Source organism: Glycomyces tritici, assembly GCF_030403505.1.
In genome coordinates this window covers 57,826-80,155 of record NZ_JAUEMJ010000005.1, presented here as the reverse complement: position 1 = coordinate 80,155, position 22,330 = coordinate 57,826, and the positions used below count along the sequence as shown (strand labels likewise).

General features: G+C 71.0%; 18 protein-coding genes. 10 read left to right on the top strand and 8 right to left on the bottom strand.

What is annotated here, in order from left to right:
• Positions 1-50: 50 nt before the first annotated feature.
• Positions 51-1,325: a cellulase-like family protein gene (locus QWI33_RS17275; RefSeq protein WP_289958387.1), complete on the bottom strand. Its 1,275-nt coding sequence runs from the start codon at positions 1,323-1,325 to the stop codon at positions 51-53.
• 312 nt (positions 1,326-1,637) lie between these two features.
• On the bottom strand, positions 1,638-5,114 hold the full coding sequence (locus tag QWI33_RS17270; RefSeq protein WP_289958386.1) for a DUF5107 domain-containing protein: 3,477 nt from the start codon (positions 5,112-5,114) through the stop codon (positions 1,638-1,640).
• A gap of 55 nt (positions 5,115-5,169) precedes the next feature.
• Between QWI33_RS17270 and QWI33_RS17265 the strand changes: the two genes are divergently transcribed.
• Complete coding sequence (locus QWI33_RS17265; RefSeq protein ID WP_289958385.1) at positions 5,170-6,072, top strand: AraC family transcriptional regulator; 903 nt, start codon at positions 5,170-5,172, stop codon at positions 6,070-6,072.
• Between the two features lie 9 nt (positions 6,073-6,081).
• Here QWI33_RS17265 and QWI33_RS17260 read toward each other — a convergent pair whose 3' ends face one another.
• Positions 6,082-6,477, bottom strand: coding sequence for a hypothetical protein (locus QWI33_RS17260; RefSeq protein ID WP_289958384.1), 396 nt, complete (start codon positions 6,475-6,477; stop codon positions 6,082-6,084).
• Between the two features lie 11 nt (positions 6,478-6,488).
• Entirely contained in the window at positions 6,489-7,379 is an 891-nt protein-coding gene (ku, locus tag QWI33_RS17255; protein ID WP_289958383.1) for a non-homologous end joining protein Ku, read from the bottom strand.
• Between the two features lie 176 nt (positions 7,380-7,555).
• On the opposite strand from ku, the gene QWI33_RS17250 reads away from it, so the two are divergent.
• The 5 genes from QWI33_RS17250 (at position 7,556) to QWI33_RS17230 (ending at position 12,183) form a co-directional block, all read left to right on the top strand.
• A complete protein-coding gene (locus tag QWI33_RS17250) occupies positions 7,556-8,128 on the top strand; it encodes a DNA polymerase ligase N-terminal domain-containing protein (protein ID WP_289958382.1) in 573 nt (190 codons plus the stop codon).
• Positions 8,125-9,066 carry a non-homologous end-joining DNA ligase gene (gene ligD / locus QWI33_RS17245; protein WP_289958381.1) on the top strand — a complete coding sequence of 314 codons (942 nt, stop codon included), beginning with the start codon at positions 8,125-8,127 and terminating at the stop codon, positions 9,064-9,066. The genes QWI33_RS17250 and ligD (QWI33_RS17245) overlap by 4 nt, the downstream gene beginning before the upstream one ends.
• Positions 9,066-9,989, top strand: a complete 924-nt coding sequence (gene ligD / locus QWI33_RS17240) for a non-homologous end-joining DNA ligase (protein ID WP_289958380.1) — start codon at positions 9,066-9,068, stop codon at positions 9,987-9,989. The genes ligD (QWI33_RS17245) and ligD (QWI33_RS17240) overlap by 1 nt, the downstream gene beginning before the upstream one ends.
• Before the next feature lie 147 nt (positions 9,990-10,136).
• On the top strand, positions 10,137-10,652 hold the full coding sequence (locus tag QWI33_RS17235; protein WP_289958379.1) for a SigE family RNA polymerase sigma factor: 516 nt from the start codon (positions 10,137-10,139) through the stop codon (positions 10,650-10,652).
• 16 nt (positions 10,653-10,668) lie between these two features.
• Entirely contained in the window at positions 10,669-12,183 is a 1,515-nt protein-coding gene (locus QWI33_RS17230) for a hypothetical protein (RefSeq protein WP_289958378.1), read from the top strand.
• Positions 12,184-12,300: 117 nt separating this feature from the next.
• Here QWI33_RS17230 and QWI33_RS17225 read toward each other — a convergent pair whose 3' ends face one another.
• Positions 12,301-13,932 (bottom strand): GH39 family glycosyl hydrolase, encoded by a 1,632-nt coding sequence (locus QWI33_RS17225; RefSeq protein ID WP_289958377.1) that lies wholly within the window; start codon positions 13,930-13,932, stop codon positions 12,301-12,303.
• Positions 13,933-14,119: 187 nt separating this feature from the next.
• Here QWI33_RS17225 and QWI33_RS17220 point away from each other — a divergent pair, with 187 nt between their 5' ends.
• Positions 14,120-15,163, top strand: a complete 1,044-nt coding sequence (locus QWI33_RS17220) for a LacI family DNA-binding transcriptional regulator (RefSeq protein ID WP_289958376.1) — start codon at positions 14,120-14,122, stop codon at positions 15,161-15,163.
• Positions 15,164-15,227: 64 nt separating this feature from the next.
• Here the strand turns inward: QWI33_RS17220 and QWI33_RS17215 are convergent, their stop codons facing one another.
• The gene (locus QWI33_RS17215; protein ID WP_289958375.1) at positions 15,228-16,649 is read right to left on the bottom strand and encodes an endo-1,4-beta-xylanase; all 1,422 of its coding nucleotides are present in this window, start codon (positions 16,647-16,649) and stop codon (positions 15,228-15,230) included.
• Between the two features lie 319 nt (positions 16,650-16,968).
• Between QWI33_RS17215 and QWI33_RS17210 the strand changes: the two genes are divergently transcribed.
• From QWI33_RS17210 to QWI33_RS17200, 3 genes are all read left to right on the top strand, one after another.
• Positions 16,969-18,459, top strand: coding sequence for a non-reducing end alpha-L-arabinofuranosidase family hydrolase (locus QWI33_RS17210; protein WP_289958374.1), 1,491 nt, complete (start codon positions 16,969-16,971; stop codon positions 18,457-18,459).
• Positions 18,460-18,676: 217 nt separating this feature from the next.
• Positions 18,677-19,093, top strand: a complete 417-nt coding sequence (locus QWI33_RS17205; RefSeq protein ID WP_289958373.1) for a hypothetical protein — start codon at positions 18,677-18,679, stop codon at positions 19,091-19,093.
• A 161-nt stretch (positions 19,094-19,254) separates the two neighbouring features.
• Positions 19,255-20,106, top strand: a complete 852-nt coding sequence (locus QWI33_RS17200) for an SDR family oxidoreductase (protein WP_289958372.1) — start codon at positions 19,255-19,257, stop codon at positions 20,104-20,106.
• 56 nt (positions 20,107-20,162) lie between these two features.
• Here QWI33_RS17200 and QWI33_RS17195 read toward each other — a convergent pair whose 3' ends face one another.
• Together QWI33_RS17195 and QWI33_RS17190 are read right to left on the bottom strand one after the other, a co-directional pair.
• Positions 20,163-21,395, bottom strand: a complete 1,233-nt coding sequence (locus QWI33_RS17195) for an alginate lyase family protein (RefSeq protein WP_289958371.1) — start codon at positions 21,393-21,395, stop codon at positions 20,163-20,165.
• Between the two features lie 234 nt (positions 21,396-21,629).
• Complete coding sequence (locus QWI33_RS17190; RefSeq protein WP_289958370.1) at positions 21,630-22,271, bottom strand: class I SAM-dependent DNA methyltransferase; 642 nt, start codon at positions 22,269-22,271, stop codon at positions 21,630-21,632.
• Positions 22,272-22,330: the final 59 nt, after the last annotated feature.

Sequence of the window (22,330 nt, the reverse complement as noted above, 5' to 3'; positions counted from 1 at the left end):
GCCCTGGCGGCGTCATGCAGGCCGAGGAACCGCGCCTCGACACCTCGCCGTCACTTCACCGGTGCCAGCAGCGCGGCGTTGCATTCGCGCTGCAGCGCCTCGTCACTCCACATGGGATGCTGCGGTGCGGCGTTGGAGCACACGATCGAGCCCCACGCGCCGACCCGCACCGAGTGGGCGATGGCGTCGCGGCAGATCTGGGCGCCGACCGGTCCTTCCTCGAAGCGGCCGTCGCGGGGCGTGTAGCCGACCCAGCCCTCGCCGAAGAGCAGCGGGACGCCGAGGCGGGCGGCGTGGTCGGCCGCGGCGTCGATCCAGTCGCGCAGACGGTTCGCCATCGCGACCCGGTGCGCGCCATACCGGTCGTAGAGCCACCGGTCGAACCGCTCGGGGTCGCACCAGTCGTGGACGTAGATCTCGGCGGGCTGCATGATCGAGGCCTTGAGCTTCCACGCGTGCGCCTGCGGCAGCCGCCACTCGGCGAGCGGCGGGGCGCCGGGGCGGAGCAGTTCGGCGTCGGCGCGCTCCTGCGGGAACCGCGCGGGGTCGCGGCGGAGGCCGAACTCCTCCACGAGATCGTCCAGCACGCCGTAGACGTACGGGTGGAAGGCGAGCGCGGTCGCGTTGCGGGGCAGGCCCCGCAGGGACCCGATCGGGACGCCCCCGTAGTTGGGGGCGCAGAGCACCTCGGGGTGGCGGGCCTGGAAGGCGGCGATGCCGGCTTCGAGTCGGCCCTGGAGCTCGACGACGGCGTCTTCGACGCCGGGCAGGCCGGCCGTGAGGTGTCCGATCTGGACTTCGTTGTGCGGTTCGACGCACGCGAGGACATGGGCGAGGCCGTGTTCGGCGAGCAGGTCGACGAGGTCGGCCTGGGCCTCGGCGAGAACGGTGAGCCGGTCCTCGGGCTCGATCGCGTGCAGCGCTTCGTACCAGGCGGGGTCGTCGGCGAAGGCCGGGCTCTGCTGGTACTCCCAGGACGAGGAGATGACCTTCACCCCGTGGCGGTCGGCGGCGCGGAAGAGGGCGAGGAGGTGGGCCTCGGCGTCGATCACGGTGGTCTCGCGGACGTCGTACCAGCGGACGCGGGAGCCGTAGCCGCCCGGTTCGCCCCCGAGCGGTTCGAGGCGCAGCGCCGTCGTGTCGAGGCCGGACCTGAAGAGCAGGAACGGCATCGCGCAGATGCGCACTGCGTTGTAGCCGAGGTCGACGGCGCGGGCGAGCGCGGCGTCGAGGTCCTCGAACGGCTCGCCGGGTCCGGTGCGCACGTACCAGGAGAAGTCCCAGAGGGTGATCGCGAGGCGTTCGGGAAGATGAGCGGGTGTCACGGTTGCGGCTCCTTGCGGTTGGATGGTGCGGTCAGCGTGCGGTGTTCACGCGGCGGCGTTCGGGCTTCGCACGCAGGCAAGACCCCTGGTCCGGTCGCTGCATGTTGGCTCTGAACTGCGAAAACGCCGCAATGTCGGACCCTCGTGAAAGTGTGGTCCTTTTCGGTTGGTCGGAGGCGGATGCGGGTGGGAAGGGGCATGCCCTACGCACCGCAGCGGCCTCGCGCGCGAGCGTGCGCCTGCGGCAGGCGGACCGCCGCACAGCACCACCGGCAAAGGAAGCGATCGACTCGCGGGGTCCGGCTCGGTCGTTCATGCCGTTCCTTCACTCAGGCCAGCGCGCGGCGCTTCGGCTGCGACGGCTCGCGCCGCGGCGTTGAGCGGTTCCTGCTGCAGCGCCTCCCGGGCGAGCATCGCAGCCCTGTCGGGTTCGCCGTCGAGCATTGCCAGTTGCGCGCGCAGCACCAGTACCCGGACCTCATGGGCGGCTTGGAGGTCGGTGGTGAACAGCAGCATTGAGGGCAGTGAGGTCGCGAAGTAGTCGATGGTCGCGGTCGCGCCGGCCTGCTCGTCGATGTACCGGGCGAGGCCGTCCCGGAGCGCCTGGGCCGCTTCGGATTCACCGAGGCGACGCAGTGCGGTGACCGCGGCGGCGGAGTGCTCGGAGTGGGCCTGCACGCGCATGGTCTGGAAGTCGCCCTGCTGGGAGGCGGCACGTTCCCAGGCGCTTCGGGCGCCGGCGTGGTCGCCGGTCGCGGCCAGGGCGTCGCCGAGCAGGAGGTGGAGGTCCGCCGTGTTCGCGAGCGGGTGCCGGGCCTCGCCGAGGTTCGCGGGCGGCGTCAGCGCGGCCATGGCGTGAGCGACCGCCGATTCGGCTCCTGCCGCGGCGTCTGCCTTCTCAGTTTCCGTCTTCGTCGCGTCGGCCCCGCCGACTGCCATCCGGACGGCCGTGCGCTTCGCCTCCGCCCCCGCCAGGGCTTGGCGCGCGAGTGCCGCCTGCGCGTCCTCCCAGGCCGCGAGCACCCGCCCTTCGCCGCCCTCCCACGGCTGGAAGGCGCGGCCCGCGAGCACGTCGAGTGCGTCGCCGGGACGGCCTGCCGCCGTGAGGAGTTCGGCGAACTGGACCGCGAGGTCGTCGCGCTGGTCGACGAGGTCGCGGCGGTCGGCAAGGGCCGCAAGGCGTTGCGCGGGGTCGACGCCGCGGCGGGCGTCGAGCTGGTCGGCCTCGTAGCGCAGCCGGGCGTCGTCGGGCGCGGCCTCGCGGGCGAGGGCGTACCAGTGGGCGGCGCGCTCGGGGTCGCCTTCGACGTTGTGGGCGGCGACGCCGAGGTTGCGCAGCACCACCGGGTCGTTCGCCTCGGCGGCGGTCTCCCATGCGGCGATCGCTTCGCGGTGGCGGCCCGCCGCGTACAGGCGGTGGCCCGCGAGCGCGGCGAGCACCGGGTCGTCCGGGCGGCGCGTGCGCAGCCGTGCGAGGGCGTCGTCCTCCGTGCGGGTGGGGAAGCACCAGGTGCGGTCGAGTTCGCGGACCCGTTGCAGCGCAAGGTCGGCTGCGGCCTCGTCGCCGCGTTCAAGGGCGAGGTCGGCGCGGTGGAGCCAGGCGAGGGGTGCGACGTTGACCTGGCCGGGGGCCGGCGTGAGGGCCGCAGCGGTCGCGAACGCGGCGATCGCGGGGTCGTCCTCACCGATGAGGCGGTATTCGAGGGCGACGTCGAGCGCGATCGTCGGGTCGTTCGTCGGCGCCGCCTCGACACCAAGTGCCGCGGCGAGGTCGCGGGCCCAGGCGTCGAGCGGGTTGTCGCGCAAGGTCTCCTGGACGATCTCGGCCGCGTCGGCGCGGTCGCCGCGCCGCAGTACCGCGACGGCGAGGAGGTTGCGGGCCTGCGTGTGGCGGGGGCTGCGGGCGACGACCGCGCGGAGGCCGGCCTCGGCGTCGCGGCCGGCGGCGAGGTCGAGCCGGGCGGCGGCGACCGCGGCGGCATCGGCCCATGCGCCGTCCCAGAGGGCTTTCCCCAGGGCCGCTTGGGCTTCGGCGGCGCGGCCTTGGCGGGCGAGCACGATGCCGAGCCGGTAGTGGGCCTCGCCGTCGCGCGGGTTCGGGTTCCGCGCGGTCAAGCGGTCGACCGCGGCGCGCAAGTGCGTCTCGGCCTCCGCGAGCCGCCCGGCGCGGGCGAGGCGCGCGGCCAGCGCGGTGTTGCTGCGGGCGTCGCCGGGGTCGCGGCGCAGGGCCTCGCGCCAGTAGGGCTCGGGCGAGCGGGTCGCGTGCCGGTACTGGTCGAGGTGGAGGCCGGTGAGGTACAGCTCGTCGGTTGACGGGATCGCTTCGGGCGCAGGCGGTTCGGTCGCCGGTGCGACTGCGGTCGGTGCGGCGGGCTCCGGGTTCGGCCGCCATGACACGAGTGTGCGGCCGCCGTGCTCGACGACGAGTTCGCAGTCGGCCGGGTCGAGCGCTGCGGGTCGGTCTCCGGTCCCGCCATCGATGTCGAATGCGGCGACGTGCGGGGCGCCGGGCGCGAGGTCGCCTTCCGCGGCGTAGACGGTTCGGTCGCCGGCGCGGAGGCGGATTTTCGCGCCGGGGCGCGAGGAGGTGGCCGCGGCGGCGATCCGCACGCGGGTGCCGTCGATGTCGAGACGGACGGCGGCGTCCAATGTCGCTTGGTGGACGGGTCCGGTGTCCTGGATCGGGTACCAGTACTGGGAGAAGGTCTTGGTCTCGCCGGGTGCGAGGAACGCGAAGTCGGGCTGGTTGTCGGTGAAGACCCCGGCCATGAGCTCCACATAGGGCCCGTTGTCGTCGGTGAGGTGGGCGTCCCAGGCCCAGCCGAAGGGCGCGTCGCCCCAGGTCCACTGCTTCTTGCCGGGCGCGGTGCGGTGGTCGGCCCAGTGGACGAAGCCGGCGCCGGCGGCGTGGTCGTAGCCGCCGAAGAAGTCGTCTTCGCCGCCCAGGCACATGTACGAGGTCGGCACCGGGATGTTGCGGTACCAGTCGAGGCGGTCGCCGTCCGGCCGCTCGGCGGTGCGGCGGGCCGGGTAGTCGATACCGTAGTACTCGCCTTGCGCCGCAGGGAATGTGGAGGTCGCGCGCTTGGCGTGGTCGGCGACGACGCGGACTTCCGCGGGGAAGAACGACTGGTAGTCCTCCCCTGCTTTGGCGGCCGCGTTGGCCCACCACAGGAAGGTCTGGACCTCGTCGCTGCGGTTCACGAGGCGGCCGCGCAGCTCGATGAGGGCGCTCGCGGGGCGGAGCCTGATGCCGTGCATGCCCTGCATGCGCGCGAAGGGGTCGTGGTCGGAGCACCACACGGTCGCCGATCCGTCCGCTTCGGACTCGATGCGGCTCTCGACGGGCAGGTGGGTGGCGGGCCGATGGTGCTGGGGCCAGTTGAACTCGACGCCGCCGGAGACCCACGGCCCGGCGAGGCCGACGAGCGCCGGTTTGATCACGTCGTTGCGGTAGAAGAAGTCGTGGCCGCGCGTCTTGTCGAATCCGATGTGGATTCTTCCGCCGAGTTCGGGGAGGATCATCAGCCGCACGTACTCGTTCTCGAGGTGGATCGCGTCCCAGTCGCGCGGGGCCTTCTCGCGGGCGACGGCGTCGATGAACGGCAGCGGGTAGACCGCGCCCGATGAGCCCTGGTAGACGCGCTGGTCGAGGTAGGCCGGGTACCGGTCGGGTGCGGCGGGGGCGTAGGAGTCGATCGCGACCGGCTCGCGCCAGGCCTTCACCGGCCGGTCCGCGAGCTTGTCCGGGGCGTGGGGCAGGACGATCCTCGACGCTTCGATGGGCATGGCTCGACCTTATGAGGGCTTGACATGGCTGTCGATGGTCATTTCAATGATGGGCATGGACGAATCGCTGATCGCCGCTGATGAGGAGGGGATCCCCGAGGGCTTCGCGGGGCAGCGGATGCTCGTGGTCCCCCGCGCCGCCGTCGACCGGGCGCTGCGCCACCCGCTCACCGGGAAGCTGCTGGTGACGGACGCGGGACACTTCCCGCACGCCGCGCGCCACGGCCGCTCGCGCCCGCAGGGCGCCGCCGAGCACGTCCTGCTGGTCTGCACCGGCGGGTCCGGCTGGTGCCGCACCGGCGGCACCCGGTTCCCGGTCTCGCGCGGCGGCGTGGTGCTCCTGCCCGCCGACCGCCCGCACGCCTACGGTGCGGCCGAACAGGATCCGTGGACGCTGTGGTGGCTGCACTTCACGGGCGCGGACGCCGCGGACCTCGTCCGGACCGCGCACGAGGCGGCGGGCGGACCGGTGACGCACCTCCGCGATCCGGCCCCGGTGGCGAGCCTGGTCTCGCAGGTCATCGACGCGCTCGACACCGGTCCGACCCTCGCCGCGCTCGTCCGGGGCAGCGGCGCGGCCTGGCACGCCCTCGCCCATGTGGTCGCCACCGGCCGCCGGGCCCCCGGGCCGCAGCCCAGCCCTCTGGAGCGGGCGGTGGCGCATCTGCGGGCGACCGCCCCGCAGCGCACTTCGGTGGCCGCGCTCGCCTCGATGGTCGGCCTGAGCCCGTCGCACCTCAGCGCCCGCTTCCGCGAGCACCTGGGCGTCTCACCGCTGCAGTACCAGGTGCAGCTGCGGATGGCCCGGGCCCGCGAGCTGCTCGACGGCACCGACCTCCCCGTCACCGCCGTCGCCCGCGAGACCGGCTTCGACGACCCCATGTACTTCTCGCGCCAGTTCCACCACCACCACGCCATGACCCCGACCGCCTACCGCGATCGCCCCCAGGGCACTTGACGGCCGTGCTTACGCGACGTAGCGCCGGGCCTGGAGGGCGAGGTGCTGCCGGTAGGCGCGCAGGAGTTCGCGGTAGCGGCCGGGCTCGAGGGTCTCGCCGGGGCGGGTGAGGGCGAGTTGGGCGATGTAGGAGACGAGGATGTCGCCGGGGTAGCTGTAGCCGTCGGTGTCGCAGTCCTGGAGCCAGGCCAGGAGGGGTTCGAGGGCGGTGCGGGCCGCCATGGTGACGTGCTCGGCGTGCTCCCGCAGCGCCGAGGGGCCCTCGTGGCTGGGCCAGCGGTCGGTCTCGGCGGCGATCGCGTCGGCGACCGCCTGCGTCAGCTCCCGCTTGAACTTGGAGTCGACCACCCACTCCGGCAGCGGGTACCGGTCCTGCAGGGCTGCGGTCGCGGGAGCCGGTGCCATGGGGTCACCGCTCAAGCGCTCTTCTGCTTGCGCGCGGCCTTCTTGGCGGTCTGCTCGGCCGTCTGCTTGCGCGCGGTGGCCTTCTTCGCGGCCTTCTTGACGGTCTTCTTCGCCGCCTTCTTCGCGGGCCGGCGCCCGCCCTCCTTCGCCTCGACGCTCTTCTGCAGCGCGTCCATCAGGTTGATGACCTTCGCCTTCGGCGCCTCCTTCTTCGACTTGGCCGGGGTCTTGCGCCCGCGCGCCTTGGCGTCGACGAGGGCCCGCAGCGCCTCCTGGTACTCGTCCTCGTACTCCTCGGGGTCGAAGTCGCCGGTCATGGTGTCGATGAGGGTCGCGGCCATCTCCAGCTCCTGCTTGCGGGCCTCGCCTTCGAGGCCGGCGACCTCGGGGCGGCGGATCTCGTCGGGCCAGAGCATGGTGTGGAGGACCAGCACGTCGTCGCGGGGCCGCAGCGCGGCGAGGCTCTCGCGGCGGCGCAGCGCGACCTTGACGATCGCGACCTTGCCCGAGTCGAGCAGCGCCTCGCGCAGGAGCACGTACGGTTTGGCCGCGGCCTTGCCCGGGTCGGCGTAGTAGGACCGCTCGTAGTGGATCGGGTCGATCTGCTCGCCGCTCACGAACTGGACGACCTCGATCGTCTTCGACGAGCTCACCGGCAGGTCCTCGAGCTCGTCGTCGTCGAGGAGCACGGTCTCGCCGCTCTCGTGGTCCACGCCTTTGACGATGTCCTCGGCCGGGACGACCTCGTCGTCCAGCTCGCAGACCTTCTGGTAGCGAATCCGGCCGCCGTCGGACGCGTGGTACTGGTGCATCGAGACGTCGTGGCTCGATGTCGCCGACCGCAGGCTGACTGGGATGCTCACCAGCCCGAACGCGATCACTCCGGTCCAGATCGCAGGCATGACCACAGCATGGCACCTAGAGTGATCATGTGATCGCTATATGTGATCTTTCTTCGTTCCGTCGCACGAGCCGGCCCGCGCCGGGTCGTGTTTCAGCAGTTCAGGAGGGGTGATCAGGCGTGGGTCGGACGGACGCGGCGGTTTTGCCGGAACGCCGGCCGGGTATCTCAGCCGGCATGGCACGGGGGGATCGGCTGGACGAGTACCGGGCGAAGCGCGACCTGGCGAAGTCCGGCGAGCCCGCGGGCGGGCGCCGCGAAGGGGGCGGCGACCGGTTCGTGATCCAGCGCCACGAGGCCTCGCGCCTCCACTACGACCTCCGCCTCCAAGTCGGGGACGTGCTCGTCTCCTGGGCCGTGCCGAAGGGCCCCTCCCTCGACCCGCGCGACAAGCGGCTCGCCGTCCAGACCGAGGACCACCCGCTCGACTACGCCGAGTTCGAGGGCCGCATCCCCGCGGGCGAGTACGGCGCGGGCACCATGATCGTCTGGGACGCCGGCACCTACCGCAACGCCACCGCCAAGCGCGGCAAGCCGATCGCGATGGCCGACGCCGTCGAGCACGGCCACGTCTCCGTCTGGCTCGAGGGCGAGAAGATCCGCGGCGGCTTCGCACTGTCCCGAATGGGCGAAGGCCGGAACTGGATCCTGATCAAGAAGGACGACGAGGGCGCCGACCGCCGCCGCAAGCCCGCCAAGACCCAGCTCGCGTCCGTGCTGACCGGCCGCACCAACCGGGACCTGGCATGACCGGCTTCCAGGAGCTCATGACGGCGAGCCTCACCGAGCGCCGGTTCTCCAGCGGGGACTGGCTGTACGAGCGCAAGCTCGACGGCATGCGCGCCCTCGCCACCCGCGACGGCGGCCGACCCGAACTCTGGTCGCGCAACGGGAACCGCCTCGACGAGCGCTTCCCCGAACTCGTCGACGCCCTCGAAGCGCTCGGCGGCCCCCGGTTCGCGGCCGACGGCGAGATCGTCGCCTTCGACGGCCGGATGACCAGCTTCGCCCGCCTCCAGCCGCGCATCCACCTCACCGGCGCCGCCCGCATCGCCGCCACCGGCGTCGAGGTCTACTACTACCTGTTCGACCTCCTCTCCTTCGACGGCGAGGACCTGAGACGGGAGCCGCTGCGCGACCGCAAGCGCCTCCTGCGCGCGGCCTTCGACTATCGCGACCCGCTGCGCTACTCGGTCCACCGCAACACCGACGGCGAGGCGTTCTTCAAGCAGGCCTGCGAGCGCGGCTGGGAAGGGCTCATCGCCAAGCGCGCGAACTCGCGGTACCACGCGGGCCGGTCGAAGGACTGGCTCAAGTTCAAATGCGTGCGCGACCAGGAGTTCGTGGTCGGCGGCTTCACCGATCCGCAGGGCTCGCGCGCCGGGTTCGGGGCGCTCCTCGTCGGCTACTACGCCGAACCCGGGACGCTGCGGTACGCGGGCAAGGTCGGCACCGGGTACGACGAGCGCACCCTGCGCGCGCTGCGAAAGCGCATGGACGCCTTGGCACAGGACGAGAAGCCGTTCGCCGACCCCGTGCATGAGAAGGGCGCGCACTGGATCCGCCCCGAGCCGGTGGTGCAGGTGGGGTTCAGCGAGTGGACCCCCGACGGGATGCTGCGCCACCCCCGCTACCGCGGCGAGCGCGTCGACAAGCCCGCCCGCGAGGTAGTGAGGGAGACGCGCTGATGGCACCGGTACTCCACGTCGCCGACCGCGACATCAACGTCTCCAGCCTCGACAAGGAGCTGTTCCCGGACGACCATGTGAGCAAGGGCGACATGCTCCTCCACTACGGCACCGTCGCCGAGGCGATGGTCCCCCACCTGGCCGGACGCCCGCTGACCCTGCGCCGCTACCCGCACGGGATCGGGACCGAGGGGTTCTTCCAGAAGCACCCGGCGGGCCTGCCCGAGTGGATGCACGTGGTCGAGATCGCGCACAAGCGCTCCGAGGGGTCCGACCCCTATGTGGTCTGCGACGAGGCCGCGACCCTGCTGTACCTCGCGAACCTCACCGCCATCGAGTTCCACATCTGGACCGCGACGACCCCCGACATCGAGCGCCCCGACCGGCTCGTGATCGACATCGACCCGCCCGCGGGCGTCACGGTCGCCGAGCTCCGCTCGGTCGCGCGGCGCGCCAGGGACCTCTGCACCGAGATCGGCCTGACACCGTTCCTGCAGGCCACGGGCGGGCGCGGCTACCACGTGGTCACGCCGCTCGACCGCTCCGCCGATTTCGGGTTCGTGCGCGCGCTCGCGGGCGGCATCACCGACCGCCTCGCCGCCGCCGACCCGGAGCGGCTGACCACCGCCTTCCGCAAGAACCAGCGCGGCGACCGGATCTTCCTGGACGCCAACCGCAACGGCTACGGCCAGACCTTCGTCGCGCCCTACTCGCTGCGGGCCCGCCCCGGCGCCGCGGTCGCGACCCCGCTCGACTGGAGCGAACTCGGACGCTCCACTCCGGACGGATACACCACCGCCTCGATCGGCAGGCGCCTCGCCCGCAAGACCGACCCGTGGGCGGACATGGACGACCACGCCGCCGTCCCGGCCGAGGCCCGGGAGCGCCTGGACGCCCTCGACGGCGGCGCGAAGGCGGCCTAGGACAGACCCCGGGGCCGTCCGGAGAAATAATCGGGGCGGATCGACAACGAGACCCCCGCCGGCGGAGTACTGACATCGCCGGGCTTCGCTCCATCCACCTGCAACGGGCGGGGCCGGGCTCCCTACCCGTCATCCGAAAGAGGCCCAGTGAAGAACAGGGAACGGCACGAGGCCGAGTTCGAGGCCTTCGCGCTCGCACAACGCGACGGCCTCCAGCGGTACGCGTACTACCTGTGCGGGGACTGGCACGAGGCCGACGACATCGTGCAGAAGGCGCTGACGAAGCTGTTCACCGCCTGGCACCGCGTCGAGCCCGGCGGCGCCGCCGCCTACACGCGCCGCATCGTGACCAATGTGTTCTTCTCGCAGCGCCGCCTGTCGTGGGTGCGCCGCGAGCGGACCGCGGAAACGGTGCCGGTGCAGGCCGTCGACCGCCCCCAGGAGGAGGTCGACCTGCGGCTCACCATCACCAGATCGCTCCACCTCCTCACGCCGCGGGAGCGGGCCACGCTCGTCCTGCGGTACTGGGAGCAGTTGTCGGTCGCGGAGACCGCCGAGGCCATGGGCTGCTCCGCGGGGACCGTCAAGAGCCAGTCCTCAAGGGGGCTGGCCAAGCTGCGCCGCCTGCTGTCCGAGACCGCCGCCCTCACGCCGACCAGATGAAAGGAATCGTTGCCCAGTGAACCCGCAGGACGACGTCGCAACCGTGTTCGCCGAGGCGAGGCCCGACGACCCGCCGCCAGGCACCCCCCTGGACATCAAACGGGTGATGCGGGACGGCCGCCGAGCGCGCCGGCGGAACCGCGCCGCCGTCGCCGGTGCGGCCGCGGCCGGCGTCTGCGCGGTCGCCGCCGTGCTCGCCCTGTCGATCACCGGGCTGCCGGGCCCCGGTCCCGAAACCGAAGAGCGGCAGGATGTCGCGGCGGACCAGGGCTTCGGGTTCGATCCGGCGCACGCCGGATACCCCGGCGACCAGAGCGGTGAATGGGCTGTGCCCCAACCAGAACTGCAGGAGGCCGCGACCGAGGTGTTCGGCGCCCTCGCGGTCGACGGGGGCTTCCTGGACGCGGCGCGGCTCGACGAGGAGCCGTCTTCGGACGCGACGGTGGAATCCCTGATGGAGGAGTTCGGCATCGGCTACTACGAGGCGCGGTCCGAACTGGGCTTCCACAACCTGCCGCTCCAGTTCGAGCCCTGGACCTCCACGGGCAACGGCGGCCAGGTCCGCCTGCGCGGCTACATCGCCAGGGACGGCGACGAGGAGGCCATGCGCCCCGCCTTCACCGTCACCGCGCTGCAGCCGGGCGGGTGGACCGCCGAGCCCGGCCCCACGGGCGACGTCGGGTTCCCGCAGCACCTCATCAGCGACGAGGCCTCCTGGACCGGTGACGCCCCCGAGTTCACCACTGAGGACCTGGGCGACGGCCGCACGCTCATGGTCGCCGACCACGGCTGCGCACTGGAGGCCGCGGTCGTCTACCCCAACGGGTCGGCGCTGCGGTCCGAGTGGGACCTCGACTGCGAGGGCCAGGGCCGCGACCTCACCGTGGAGGAGCTGCGCGCGGCGATGCTCGCGATGCCCGAGATCGACTACGACACCAGCGAACTCCAGCCGGTGGAGGACCTGCTCGAATTCCCGCCGGGCTGGGAGTACGACGAGGCGTGGGTGACCACGGCCGCCGCGGACGCGCAGGCCAGCCTCGAAGCCGCCACCGACGCGATCGACACGATCCACCCCGGCGTCGAGCTCCTCTCCCAGCAGCCGAACCAGCTCCATTCCGGCGACACCGCGCAGCGCACCTACCTCGCCAGCTACGCCCTGCCGATGGACGACGACACGGGCACCCCCGTGGACGCCTCCGTGCGGTACTACCTGCCCGGCGGCTGGCTGCCGGGGCTCCGGCCCGAGGGGTCGGGCGCCGAGGCGTACCTGCTCGACTGCGGCGGGCCGGGCGACGACAAGGACGACGTCTGCACGGAGACCGAAGTGGACGGACGGCTGGTCGCCACCCGCGTCTTCGGCATCGGCGACAGCGTCTCGACCTGGGTGGTCGTGTACGACCCGGCCGGCTGGGCGGTCTCCTACGAGACGATGGTCGACGGCGAGGTCGACGGGTACGCCTACGACGACCTGGTAGCCCTCGCCGCCTCGCTGCCCGCGCCGGTCTACGACCCGCAGGAGTACGCGCGCTAGCGGACCCGCCTCGGTCGCGTCTGCGGCCGAGGCGGCGACTGCGCTGTGAAGCCGCGTCCTCTCCGCACCAGCCTCATCGGCAGGCCGGACGAGCGCACGCCCGCACCGCCCGAGCGGTCAGTCCGCCTGCCGCAGGGACATCACGGCCCAGGGGGCGAGGTCGACGTCGAGCTCGAGGACGCCGGACTCGGGGACGGTGAGGGTGTCCCGCAGGAGCGCGTCGGCGACCGCGGCCAGGTGCCGGGTCTCGTTGCGGGACAAGTTGACCGGACTGCCCATCGCGAACCAGGCCTCGGCGGGGTTCCCGTGGTCCCAGTCGACGGCCTCGACGAGGAACGTCGTCCCCGGTTCGAGCCCGGCGATCGAGTGGCGGATCCTCCTGCTCGGCCCCTGCCCGGCGAGGTGGCGCGTCTCCTCGTAGGAGTTCGCCGAGCCGATCGACCTCGTCCCCATGTCTTCGGGGTAGTTGAAGAACACGGCCGACACCGCCGAGGTGCGGCCGTCGCGGGTCACGACGCCGTGCGGTGTCGAGAGGAGCAGCCGGTCGCCGAGGCGGTTGAGCATGGTGAAGGCGTGGAAGGTCGGCTTGTGGATGCCGTGCTCGTTGACCAGGCCGAAGCCGCCGTGGAAGGGGCCGATGCCGGCGCCGCCCTCCTCGAAGACGTCGGTGAAGGCCCAGTAGGAGATCGACTCGGCGAGCGTCGCGCACTGCAGGAGCGAGCGGGTGATCGAGGCCGCCGCGAACACGGTGTCGTGCATGCGGTCGCGCGAAGACGGGGAGGTCGACCACTCCGTGATGTGGACTTCCGCGTCGGGGAACGCGCTGTCGGCGATGAGCCCGCGCAGGAGGGCGAGGTCGTCGCGGGTGGCGTCGATGTAGCGCGAGAGGGGCACGCCCACGCCGTTCGCGTCGAACGCGTAGTCGGTCGGGTAGGTGTGGGTCGAGATGAAGTCGATCGGGACCTGCCGCTGCTCGCACCAGGTCATGAACTCCTCGATCCACACCGGGCGCCACTCGAGCGCGTCCACGTCGTCCGCGGCGGCGGTCGCGTGCTCCTTGGAGCGGTCCTGGGTCTCGCCCTTGTACCGGTCGTCGGGCACGAAGACGCTGGTGGAGGGCCCGCCGACCAGCAGGCCGGGGTCGATCTCCTTGATCGCCACCGCGGTCGCCTCGTACAGCTCGAAGTACTGCGTCCGCGTCCCGGTCCAGAAGTGGGGCACGAGGTTCGGCTCGTTCCACACCTCGAACCGCCACTGGCGGACCTCGTCGATCCCGTACCGGTCGATCCAGTGCTCCACGGTCCGGGTCACCAGTTCGACCCAGCGGGTCATGTCCTTGGGCGGGCTGCAGTGCGCGCGCCACCAGAACAGCGTCTCGGTCTGGGTCGCGAGCGCGCGGGGCATGAAGCCGAGTTCCACGAAGGGACGGGCGCCGCTCTCGAGGATGAAGTCGAAGACCTTGTCCACGTAGCTGAACGTGTATGCCGGTTCGTCCAGAGGGGAGTCGGGGCCGAAGCCGCCGCCGTAGCTCTCGCGGTAGACGAACATGTCGTCGTGGAAGACGCCGTGGAAGCGGAGGTACTTGAAGCCGAGGGTGTCGACGGCTTCGGCGAACTGCCGCTGCCAGTCCGCGCGGAGGCCCTCGTTGGCCCTTCCGGCGCCGACGCACTCGCTCCAGACGTGCGGCAGGGCGGTCTCGTCGCACGGCCGGCCGTCGATGGAGATGGGGGGTGTGGGGTCGCTTGTCATGGTGCCACTTCGTTCGGAGCGCAGATCACTCATCGAAACTATTTCGAAAAGTATTCGGTCGCCGACGACGCTACCTTTTACGGCGACGCCCGTCAATGCGCATCCGAGCTGGCGGTTCATCGCAGTGTGCGGCATGCCGGCAGGACTGCTAAGATCGAAATGTTTTCGACCATCGAAAGGATTCCCGGTGAGCCGGCAGCCCCGAACCGAGAAGATCACCCTCGCGGACGTCGCCCTGCGGGCCGGAGTCTCGCCGGCGACCGTCTCGAAAGTCCTCAATAGACGCAGCGACGTGTCGGCGAGCACGCGCGAGCATGTCATGGAGGTGGTCGCCGAGCTCGGCTACCAGCCGACGACCCTGCGGCACGACCGGCCGCGGAAACCGGCGCTCGTGGTCGTGCTCGACTTCGTCGCCTCGCCTTACGCGGGCACCGTGCTGCAGGAGATCCTCACCGCCGCCACCGAGGCGTCGACCGATCTGCTCCTGAGGCTGCCGCCGTACCCCTCGGCCGGGGCGAGCGCCCAGGCCGCTCGCGAGTGGATCGCCCAGCAGCAGGCGTCAGGCGCCATCGGCATGATCGAACTCGCGGTCGCCTCGCCCGGCGCGGTGCTCGCCGCCGCGGACGACGCCGGGCTGCCGGTCGTGATGATCGACCCGATCGGCATGGCGGACTCCCGCGTCGTCACCATCGGCGCCACCAACTGGGCCGGCGCGCGCTCCGCGGCCGACCACCTCATCCGCTTCGGCCACCGCAGGATCGCCTGGATCGGCGGCCCGCTGAACTCGGCCCCCTCGGCCGAGCGCTTCCACGGGTACCGGGCCGCCCTCGACGCGGCCGAGCTCGAACCCGAGCAGGTGCTGATCCGCCACGACGCGTTCACGGTCGAGGCGGGATTCAGGCACGGCCGCGAACTCCTGGCACTCGAGGAGCCTCCGACCGCCGTCGTCTCGGGGAACGACGAGATCGCGATCGGCGTCCTCGCCGCGGCGAAGGAACTGGGCGTCGAGGTCCCGGGCCGGCTGTCGGTCACCGGATGCGACGACACCCCGCAGGCCGAGTGGACCGCGCCCGGCCTCACCTCGGTGCACCAGCCGCTCACGGGCATGGGCCGCATGGCCGTGGACACCGTCCTGGCGATGGCGAAGGGCTCCCGGCCCGCGTCCCGCCACCTGCAGCTGGCGACGGGCCTCACGGTCCGCGACTCGACGGGACCGGCCCCGAAGGACTGACCACAGGGGATCGCCGCCCGGGCGGCACTGCCGTGTCCCGGGCGGCGATCCGTGTGGGTATGGCCTATACGGTCCAGCGCTGGTTGGAGCCGCCGGTGCAGGACCAGAGTTGGACCTTGGAACCGTTCGCCGTGGCGGCGGCCGCCACGTCGAGGCAGAGGCCCGAAGCGGCATTGGTGATCGTGCCGTTCGAGTTCACGTTCCAGCGCTGGTTCGCGCCGCCGTGGCAGGACCAGATGATCGCCGCCGTACCGTTCGCAGTGCCGCCGCCGGAGGCGTCCAGGCACTTCTTGGAGCCCCCGGAGTAGACGGAGATCTCGCCGTTCGCGACCGTCCACTGCTGGTTCGCGCCGGTCCAGCAGTCGTAGATCTGCAGCTGGGTGCCGTTCGTCGTCGACTGGTTCGGCACGTCGAGGCATCGGCCCGAGGCCGCGGAGGTGATGTGCTTGCCGCCGCCACCGCCCGGGTTGCCGTTGTTCAGCGCGGCGAGCACGGTGTGGTAGGCCTGCTTCTTCTGGTAGTTGCCGTCGAAGAGCAGCGGGTTGTCGTCGCGCCAGGAGTACTTGTCGGTGATGCCCCAGACGGTGATGCCCTTGCAGCGGGCGACCGCCATGCAGGCGTTGGTGACCGTGCCGTACGTGGCGGCCTGGCCCGAGCCCTGGCCGACGTCGAGCTCGGTGATCTCCACGTCCACGCCGAGGTCGGCGAAGCGCTGGAGGTTGGCCTGGTAGCTGCTCAGGTTCTCGTTGTGGGCGATGTGGGTCTGGAAGCCGACGCAGTCGATCGGGACGCCGCGGGACTTGAAGTCGCGCACCATGTTGTAGATCGCGGTGCTCTTGGCGTTGATGCTGTCGGTGCCGTAGTCGTTGTAGCAGAGCGTGGCGGTCGGGTCGGCCGCGTCCGCGGCGCGGAAGGCCTCCTCGATCCAGCCGTTGCCGAGCTGCCGCTGGAGGTTCGACTGGCGGCGCGAGCCGTCCCACTCGAACGCCTCGTTGACCACGTCCCAGGCGAACACGTCGCCCTCGTAGTGGTTGGCGACGCCGGCGATGTGGTTCAGCATCGCGTTGCGCAGGTTCTGCCCGGTCAGGTTCTGGGCCCATCCGGGCTGCTGCGCGTGCCAGACGAGGGTGTGGCCGCGGACCTTCATGCCGCGGGCCTGCGCCCAGTTGACGAGCTGGTCGCCGCCGGAGAAGTTGAACTGGCCCGGGTTCGGCTCGGTCGCGTCCCACTTCATGGCGTTCTCGGCCACGACCGAGTTGAACTCGGCCCCGAGGGTGTTGGCGTACGCGGACTCGCTCAGGTACTGCGTGGAGACGGCGGCCCCGAAGTAGCGGCCGCTCTCGGCCGCCGAGGCGCCTAGCGTGGTGCCGGCCTGGGCGGTCCCTGGCAACATCACGAGCGCTGTCGTGGCGGCCAGACTCGCGGTCGCGACTGCGGCGATCGTCGACCAGACGCGGCGCCGTCGCCGCGGTGTACTGGTGATCATGGTGTTCCTCTGATGCTCGCGGGGAGGGTCTTCGAAGAGAGCGAAAGTTTCGGTGTGCAGACCGAAACTTACGTCTTCGAACTATAGATATGTTTCGATATCGCGTCAAGTAGGACAGTGCCCCCGTCCGCAGCACCCGCCGCCCGCCGCCGCCCGCCGCGATCCCGGCCTCGCGAATTCACATCGATCTATTTACATGCGGCGAATCGTCTGGCTATCCTGTGTGTACATCTCACGTTTCGGCCGTCGGGCCGAAACTTTCGCAGACCCTGATGTTGTTAGCGATAACCACACAGATGACCTGATCAGAGAGGCAACAATGAGGCATCCGACTCGATGGCGATCGTGGATCGCGCTGCTGGCGACGACGCTGGCCGCGGCCCTCGCCGCAGCGACCTTGAGCGCAGCCCCGGCACAGGCCGCCCCGCTTCCCTCCTCCTTCCAGTGGAGCTCGACCGGCGCCATCGTCGCCCCCCAGCAGACCGCACCCGGACGGACCCTGGTGTCGCTCAAGGACCCGTCCGTGGTCCAGGAGGACGGCAAGTACTACGTCTACGCCACCACCGCCGACACCAACGGCGGCTGGTCCCTGACCTCCTTCGGCGGGTTCACCGACTGGTCCCAGGCCGGGCAGGCGCAGCAGTACCACCTGTCCCAGACCCCGATCGGCGGCGGCTACCGCGCCGCCCCGCAGGTGTTCTACTTCGAGCCCGACAACCAGTGGTACCTGATCTACCAGACCGGCCTGCCGTCCTTCTCCACCCTGTCCCACCCCGGGCAGCCGCAGAGCGCCTCCGCGCCCAAGAACTTCATGAGCAACCACGGCATCGCCGACGCCGGCTCGTCGTACATCCTCGACTACTGGATCGCCTGCGACGAGGTGAACTGCTACCTGTACTTCAACAACGACAAGCAGAAGTTCTACCGCGCCAAGACGACCGTGGCCGAGTTCCCGAACGGCTTCGGCGACGTCGAGCTGTTCATGGAGGCCCCGAACCAGAGCCTCTTCGAGGCCACCAACGTCTACAAGCTCGGCGACTCCGGCCAGTACCTGCTCGTCGTCGAGGGCATCGGCTCCAACGGCGCCCGCTACTTCCGGTCCTGGACCTCCAACCGGCTCGACGCGAACTTCAGCCAGTGGGTCCCGCTGGCCAACACCCAGTCCAACCCGTTCGCCGGCGCCGCCAACGTCTCCTTCCCAGGAGGGGCCTGGACGCAGGACATCAGCCACGGCGAGGCGGTCCGCGTGGACGGCAACCAGACCATGGAGATCGACCCGTGCAACATCGACTACCTCTACCAGGGCAGAAACCCGAACTCCAACGGCATGGAGTACTCGCAGCTGCCTTACCGGCTCGGGCTGCTGAACCACACCAACCCGACCGCCGACTGCGGGAGCGGCAACCCGGGCGGGGGCGACTCGGGCCAGCTCCGGGGCACCGGATCGAACCGGTGCCTGGACGTCCCGAACCAGTCCACCACCAACGGCACCCAAGTGCAGATCTACGACTGCTGGACCGGTGCCAACCAGCAGTGGACCTACGCCAACGGTGAGCTCTCCGTCTACTCCGGCGGCACCAAGAAGTGCCTGGACGCCAACGGCGGCGGCACCACCAACGGCACGACGGCCATAATCTGGTCCTGCCACGGCGGCGCGAACCAGCGCTGGAACATGAACAGCAACGGCACGATCAGCAACGCCGCTTCGGGCCTCTGCCTCGACGTGGCGGCCGCCGCCACGGCCAACGGCTCCAAGGTCCAGCTCTGGACGTGCCACACCGGCACCAACCAACGCTGGACCCTCACCTAGAACCGATGCAGTCCAAGGGCCCCGGGCGTCTGCTCGGGGCCCTTGCCGTGGAGCGGAACCCGCTCCCGGCGGCGAGTCGGGGGTCAGGGACGCGAATACTTGGCTGACCGCGGCATCGCCTGTGCGCGAGCCGGCCGCGCCCGGCCGGAGGACGATCCCTCCCGGTCCCCCGTTCGCACCCGAAAGCCGAAGACCATCACCGCTTCTGGAGGAAGCCATGTCCCACAAGCACTCGCAGGTGAAGGCCCCGCTCAACGACCGGGTCCTGTTCGTCGGCATCCGCGCCGAGTCGTTCAGCGCTGAAGAGCTGGCGCCGTTGGACTTGACGGTGGAGGAGCTGGCCGCGCAGATCGAGCGCGGCTGGGCGGCGGTCGAGGCCCATGGCGTGGTCGGCGAGTTCTTCGGCATCAGCAAGGACCCCGACGAGGCCGAGGCCCAGCTGCGCAAGCGGTTCGCGGAGGACGTCTTCGGCATCGCGCTCATCGGCGGCGGCGTGCGCCTCCTCCCGGACAACACCGTCCTGCTCGAGCGGATCGTGAACGTGCTCATCGATGTGCAGCCGGACATCCGGCTGAGCTTCAACACCAGCCCGCAGAACGCCCTCGACGCGATCCGCCGCTGGACCGACCGCTAGCCCGGGCCGGACGACCCGCCGACGACGGTCGGGCAGGCGCACCTGCGGCCGGCGTCGGTCACGCCGTGGCGTCGCAGGCGCCGACGGATCCTTTACCGGAGCCTCTTGCGCAGCAGGGATACTGGCGGACGGTCGTGAACGCAGAGGAAAGGGGCCAGCGCATGGAAACCATCGCCGTCACCGGTGCCACAGGACAACTGGGATCGCGGGTCGCGCGGATGCTCGCCGAACGCGGGGTGCGGCAGCGACTGGTCGTGCGCGATCCCTCGCGCGCGCCCGAACTGGACGGCGCGGAGGTCAAGGTCGCATCCTTTGAGGACGAACCTGCGCTGCGCGCCGCACTCAGCGGCGTCCAGACCCTGTTCATGGTCTCCGCGCATGAGAGCCGGGACCGGATGCCCGAGCACCGCAGCGCGGTGCGCGCCGCCGTGGCGGCCGGGGTCGAGCGGGTCGTCTACACCTCGTTCATGGGCGCGTCCCCGCAGGCGACGTTCACGTTCGCGCGCGAGCATTCGCTGACCGAGCGGCTCATCGCCGAGTCCGGGCTGCGGCTCACCGCCCTGCGGAACTCGCTGTACGCCGACATGCTGCCGCTGTTCGTCCAGGACGGCGTGATCCGCGGTCCGGCGGGGCAGGGCAGGGTCGCCTGGGTGGCCCGCCATGACGTGGCCCGGCTCGCGGTGGAGGCGCTGCTGGATCCCGCCCACGCCGACCGCGTGTACGACGTCTCCGGGCCGGAGCCGCTCGATCTGCACGAGTCCGCGCGGATCCTCAGCGCGGTGACCGGCCGCGAGATCGCCTACGTCCCCGAGACCGACGAGGAGGCCCGCGCCTCCCGGGCCGGGGCCGAGGACTGGCAGATCGCCGGGTGGGCGGGGTCGTACCAGGCCCTCGCGACCGGCGAGACCTCGGTGACCAGTCACAGCATCGAGCACGTCACCGGTCGGCGCCCCTGGGGGCTCGAGGAGTTCCTGCGCAGCGAGCCGGAATCGTGGCGCCACCTGGCCGCCTGAGCCGCGCGACCGTGGTCGCGGCCGGGCCGTCGCTCGACGGCCCGGCCGCGCCCGGGTCACTTCACGTAGGCGAGAGTGCCGAATCCGAGCGAGTCGAAGCCGCCGGAACCGGTGCCGTAGTCGCCCCCGCCGCCTTCGGGCCGGATCTTGCGGATCATCTCCAGCACGTTGGGCATGGCGCGGCCCTTCCGGCCGTTGTAGTGGGAGTACAGGAGTTCCCACGCCGGCCTCACGTGGCCTCGCGGCCAGGAGCTGATCACGGTGTGCTCGTTGTAGGTGCAGTTGTGGCCGTTGTACCAGACGTACTTGGTGAAGGGCACGTCGTGGCCGTTGTTGTACCGGGCGACGTACTCGGCGGCCTTGGCGAAGACGCTGTCGCGGGCGGAGTAGAGGTCGATGCCCTGGTTCCAGGCCATCTCCATGAACTCGGCCATCAGTCCGATGCCCATGACCGTGTGGGCCTGGTCGCGGCCGGACTCCTGCCACTGGGCGAGGTCGCCGTGGACGTGCGGGACCACGTGCTGGATCGAACCGTTCCCCTTGCCGTTCCAGAAGTACTCGATCGCTTGGTCGACCTTGGCCTTGTCGTCGTTGAAGATGCCGATGGCCAGGATCGCGGCCATGTTGCACAGGTCCCAGTTCGCCCAGTAGTGGCTGTCGCAGGTGCCGTGGCGGCGGACGAGGAAGTCATTGTTCATCGGGTAGAACACGTTGGCGAGCATGTTCTTGAACCGGCCCCGGTCGAAGCCGGGGGCGTCGCGAACGAGCTCGGCGGCGTTGGCGGCCTGGTAGCCGTAGATGCCGGCCGCCAGGGAGGCATCGGTCCAGCCGCCGATCTCCTTGAGCGTTCCCGACCAGGCGTTGAGGATCCGCACCGCGCAGTCGCGGTGGGCGGTGTCGCCGGTGATCCTCCAGCGCAGCCCGTTCTGGTAGGCCGCGTGCATGTCGTTCATGAGCAGCGGGTAGTTCTCGCGGTCGGTGCCGTTGTCGCCGCGGATGATCCGCTCGACCGCCCGGGGCTGCCAGGTCGGGAAGGAGTGGGAGTTGGCGATCAGCTTGTTCCAGCCGGCGATCAGCGGCTGCCGGTTGCCCCGGACGGCGAGGCGCATCCGTTCGAGGTCGTCGTTCTGGTGCAGCAGACCGGGGTGCGAGTAGGTCTGGGCCTGGGCGATGCCGAGGCCGCCGGCTCCGGCGGCGACGAGGCCGCCCGCGACGATCGCCCCGCGGAGGAGGTGCCGCCGCCCGAGGCTCGGGGTGCGGCGGGGTTCGGTCGAGTGTTCGTTGGGCATGGTGCTCCCTTGCGCCATGCGGTGATCGACGCCGGGGAGCGCCACCGCTGTCCGTGGGCGGTCGCCGCGAGGACGCGCCGCCGTAGAGAACGGTATCTCATGACACTCACACATTTCAATATGTGACCCTGAATTATTCGGGCATTAGCCGCGGAGTCTCGGCGATGGGACCTCGTAGCGGCATGCCGCCTGGCAGATATCGGTTTCTGTTCGTGTCCCGATCATCGCAGGGCCTCAAGCGCTTCGGCGCATCAGCAGATGGCCGCGGCGGTACCGTTCTCCGGCCCGCGGCTCCCGCAGCATCCGGCCGATCTCGACGAACCCGGCCTCGGCGGCGAGCCCAGCGAGCTCGTCGATCGGCCACCGGTAGGCCGGCACCACGCTGGTGTCGTACCTCGTGAGCGGATCGCCCTCCGACTCGAAGAACGCGACCAGCAGGCACCCTTCCGGCGCCAGCACTCGGCGGAACTCGGCGAAGTACGACGCCACGTCCTGCGCCGGGGCGTGGATCACCGAGTACCAGGACACGATGCCGCGCAGCGCGCCTTCGGCCAGGTCCAGCGCGTCCATGGAACCCACCTCGAACCGCAGGTCGGGGTGGGCCTTCCGGGCGAGGTCGATCATCACCGGCGACAGGTCGACGCCGAATGCCTCCAGTCCCAGATCGCGCAGGTGGGCGGTCACCCGCCCTGGGCCGCAACCCAACTCGGCCACGAGCCCCGGGCCGCCCGTCTGGACGTACTCGGCGAACGCGGCCAGCACGGCCCGGTCGAGGGGCAGCCCGGCGAACTCGTCCCGCACGATCTCGGCGTACGCGACGGCGACCCGGTCATAGGCTTCCGTTGTGGCACTGAGGTGTTCAGACGATCCAGCCATGGTCGAGCATCCTACGCTCCCCCGCAGGCCTCGCGTCCGGAACGGGAACGGCGCACTCC

Coding starts and splice junctions, on each gene's coding strand:
- QWI33_RS17250 (WP_289958382.1), top strand. CDS start 7,556: ATGGCACGGGGGGATCGGCTGGACGAGTACCGGGCGAAGCGCGACCTG.
- QWI33_RS17265 (WP_289958385.1), top strand. CDS start 5,170: ATGGACGAATCGCTGATCGCCGCTGATGAGGAGGGGATCCCCGAGGGC.
- ku (WP_289958383.1), bottom strand. CDS start 7,379: ATGCCTGCGATCTGGACCGGAGTGATCGCGTTCGGGCTGGTGAGCATC.
- QWI33_RS17205 (WP_289958373.1), top strand. CDS start 18,677: ATGTCCCACAAGCACTCGCAGGTGAAGGCCCCGCTCAACGACCGGGTC.
- ligD (WP_289958380.1), top strand. CDS start 9,066: ATGGCACCGGTACTCCACGTCGCCGACCGCGACATCAACGTCTCCAGC.
- QWI33_RS17270 (WP_289958386.1), bottom strand. CDS start 5,114: ATGCCCATCGAAGCGTCGAGGATCGTCCTGCCCCACGCCCCGGACAAG.
- QWI33_RS17200 (WP_289958372.1), top strand. CDS start 19,255: ATGGAAACCATCGCCGTCACCGGTGCCACAGGACAACTGGGATCGCGG.
- QWI33_RS17225 (WP_289958377.1), bottom strand. CDS start 13,932: ATGACAAGCGACCCCACACCCCCCATCTCCATCGACGGCCGGCCGTGC.
- QWI33_RS17190 (WP_289958370.1), bottom strand. CDS start 22,271: ATGGCTGGATCGTCTGAACACCTCAGTGCCACAACGGAAGCCTATGAC.
- QWI33_RS17215 (WP_289958375.1), bottom strand. CDS start 16,649: ATGATCACCAGTACACCGCGGCGACGGCGCCGCGTCTGGTCGACGATC.
- QWI33_RS17260 (WP_289958384.1), bottom strand. CDS start 6,477: ATGGCACCGGCTCCCGCGACCGCAGCCCTGCAGGACCGGTACCCGCTG.
- ligD (WP_289958381.1), top strand. CDS start 8,125: ATGACCGGCTTCCAGGAGCTCATGACGGCGAGCCTCACCGAGCGCCGG.
- QWI33_RS17210 (WP_289958374.1), top strand. CDS start 16,969: ATGAGGCATCCGACTCGATGGCGATCGTGGATCGCGCTGCTGGCGACG.
- QWI33_RS17195 (WP_289958371.1), bottom strand. CDS start 21,395: ATGCCCAACGAACACTCGACCGAACCCCGCCGCACCCCGAGCCTCGGG.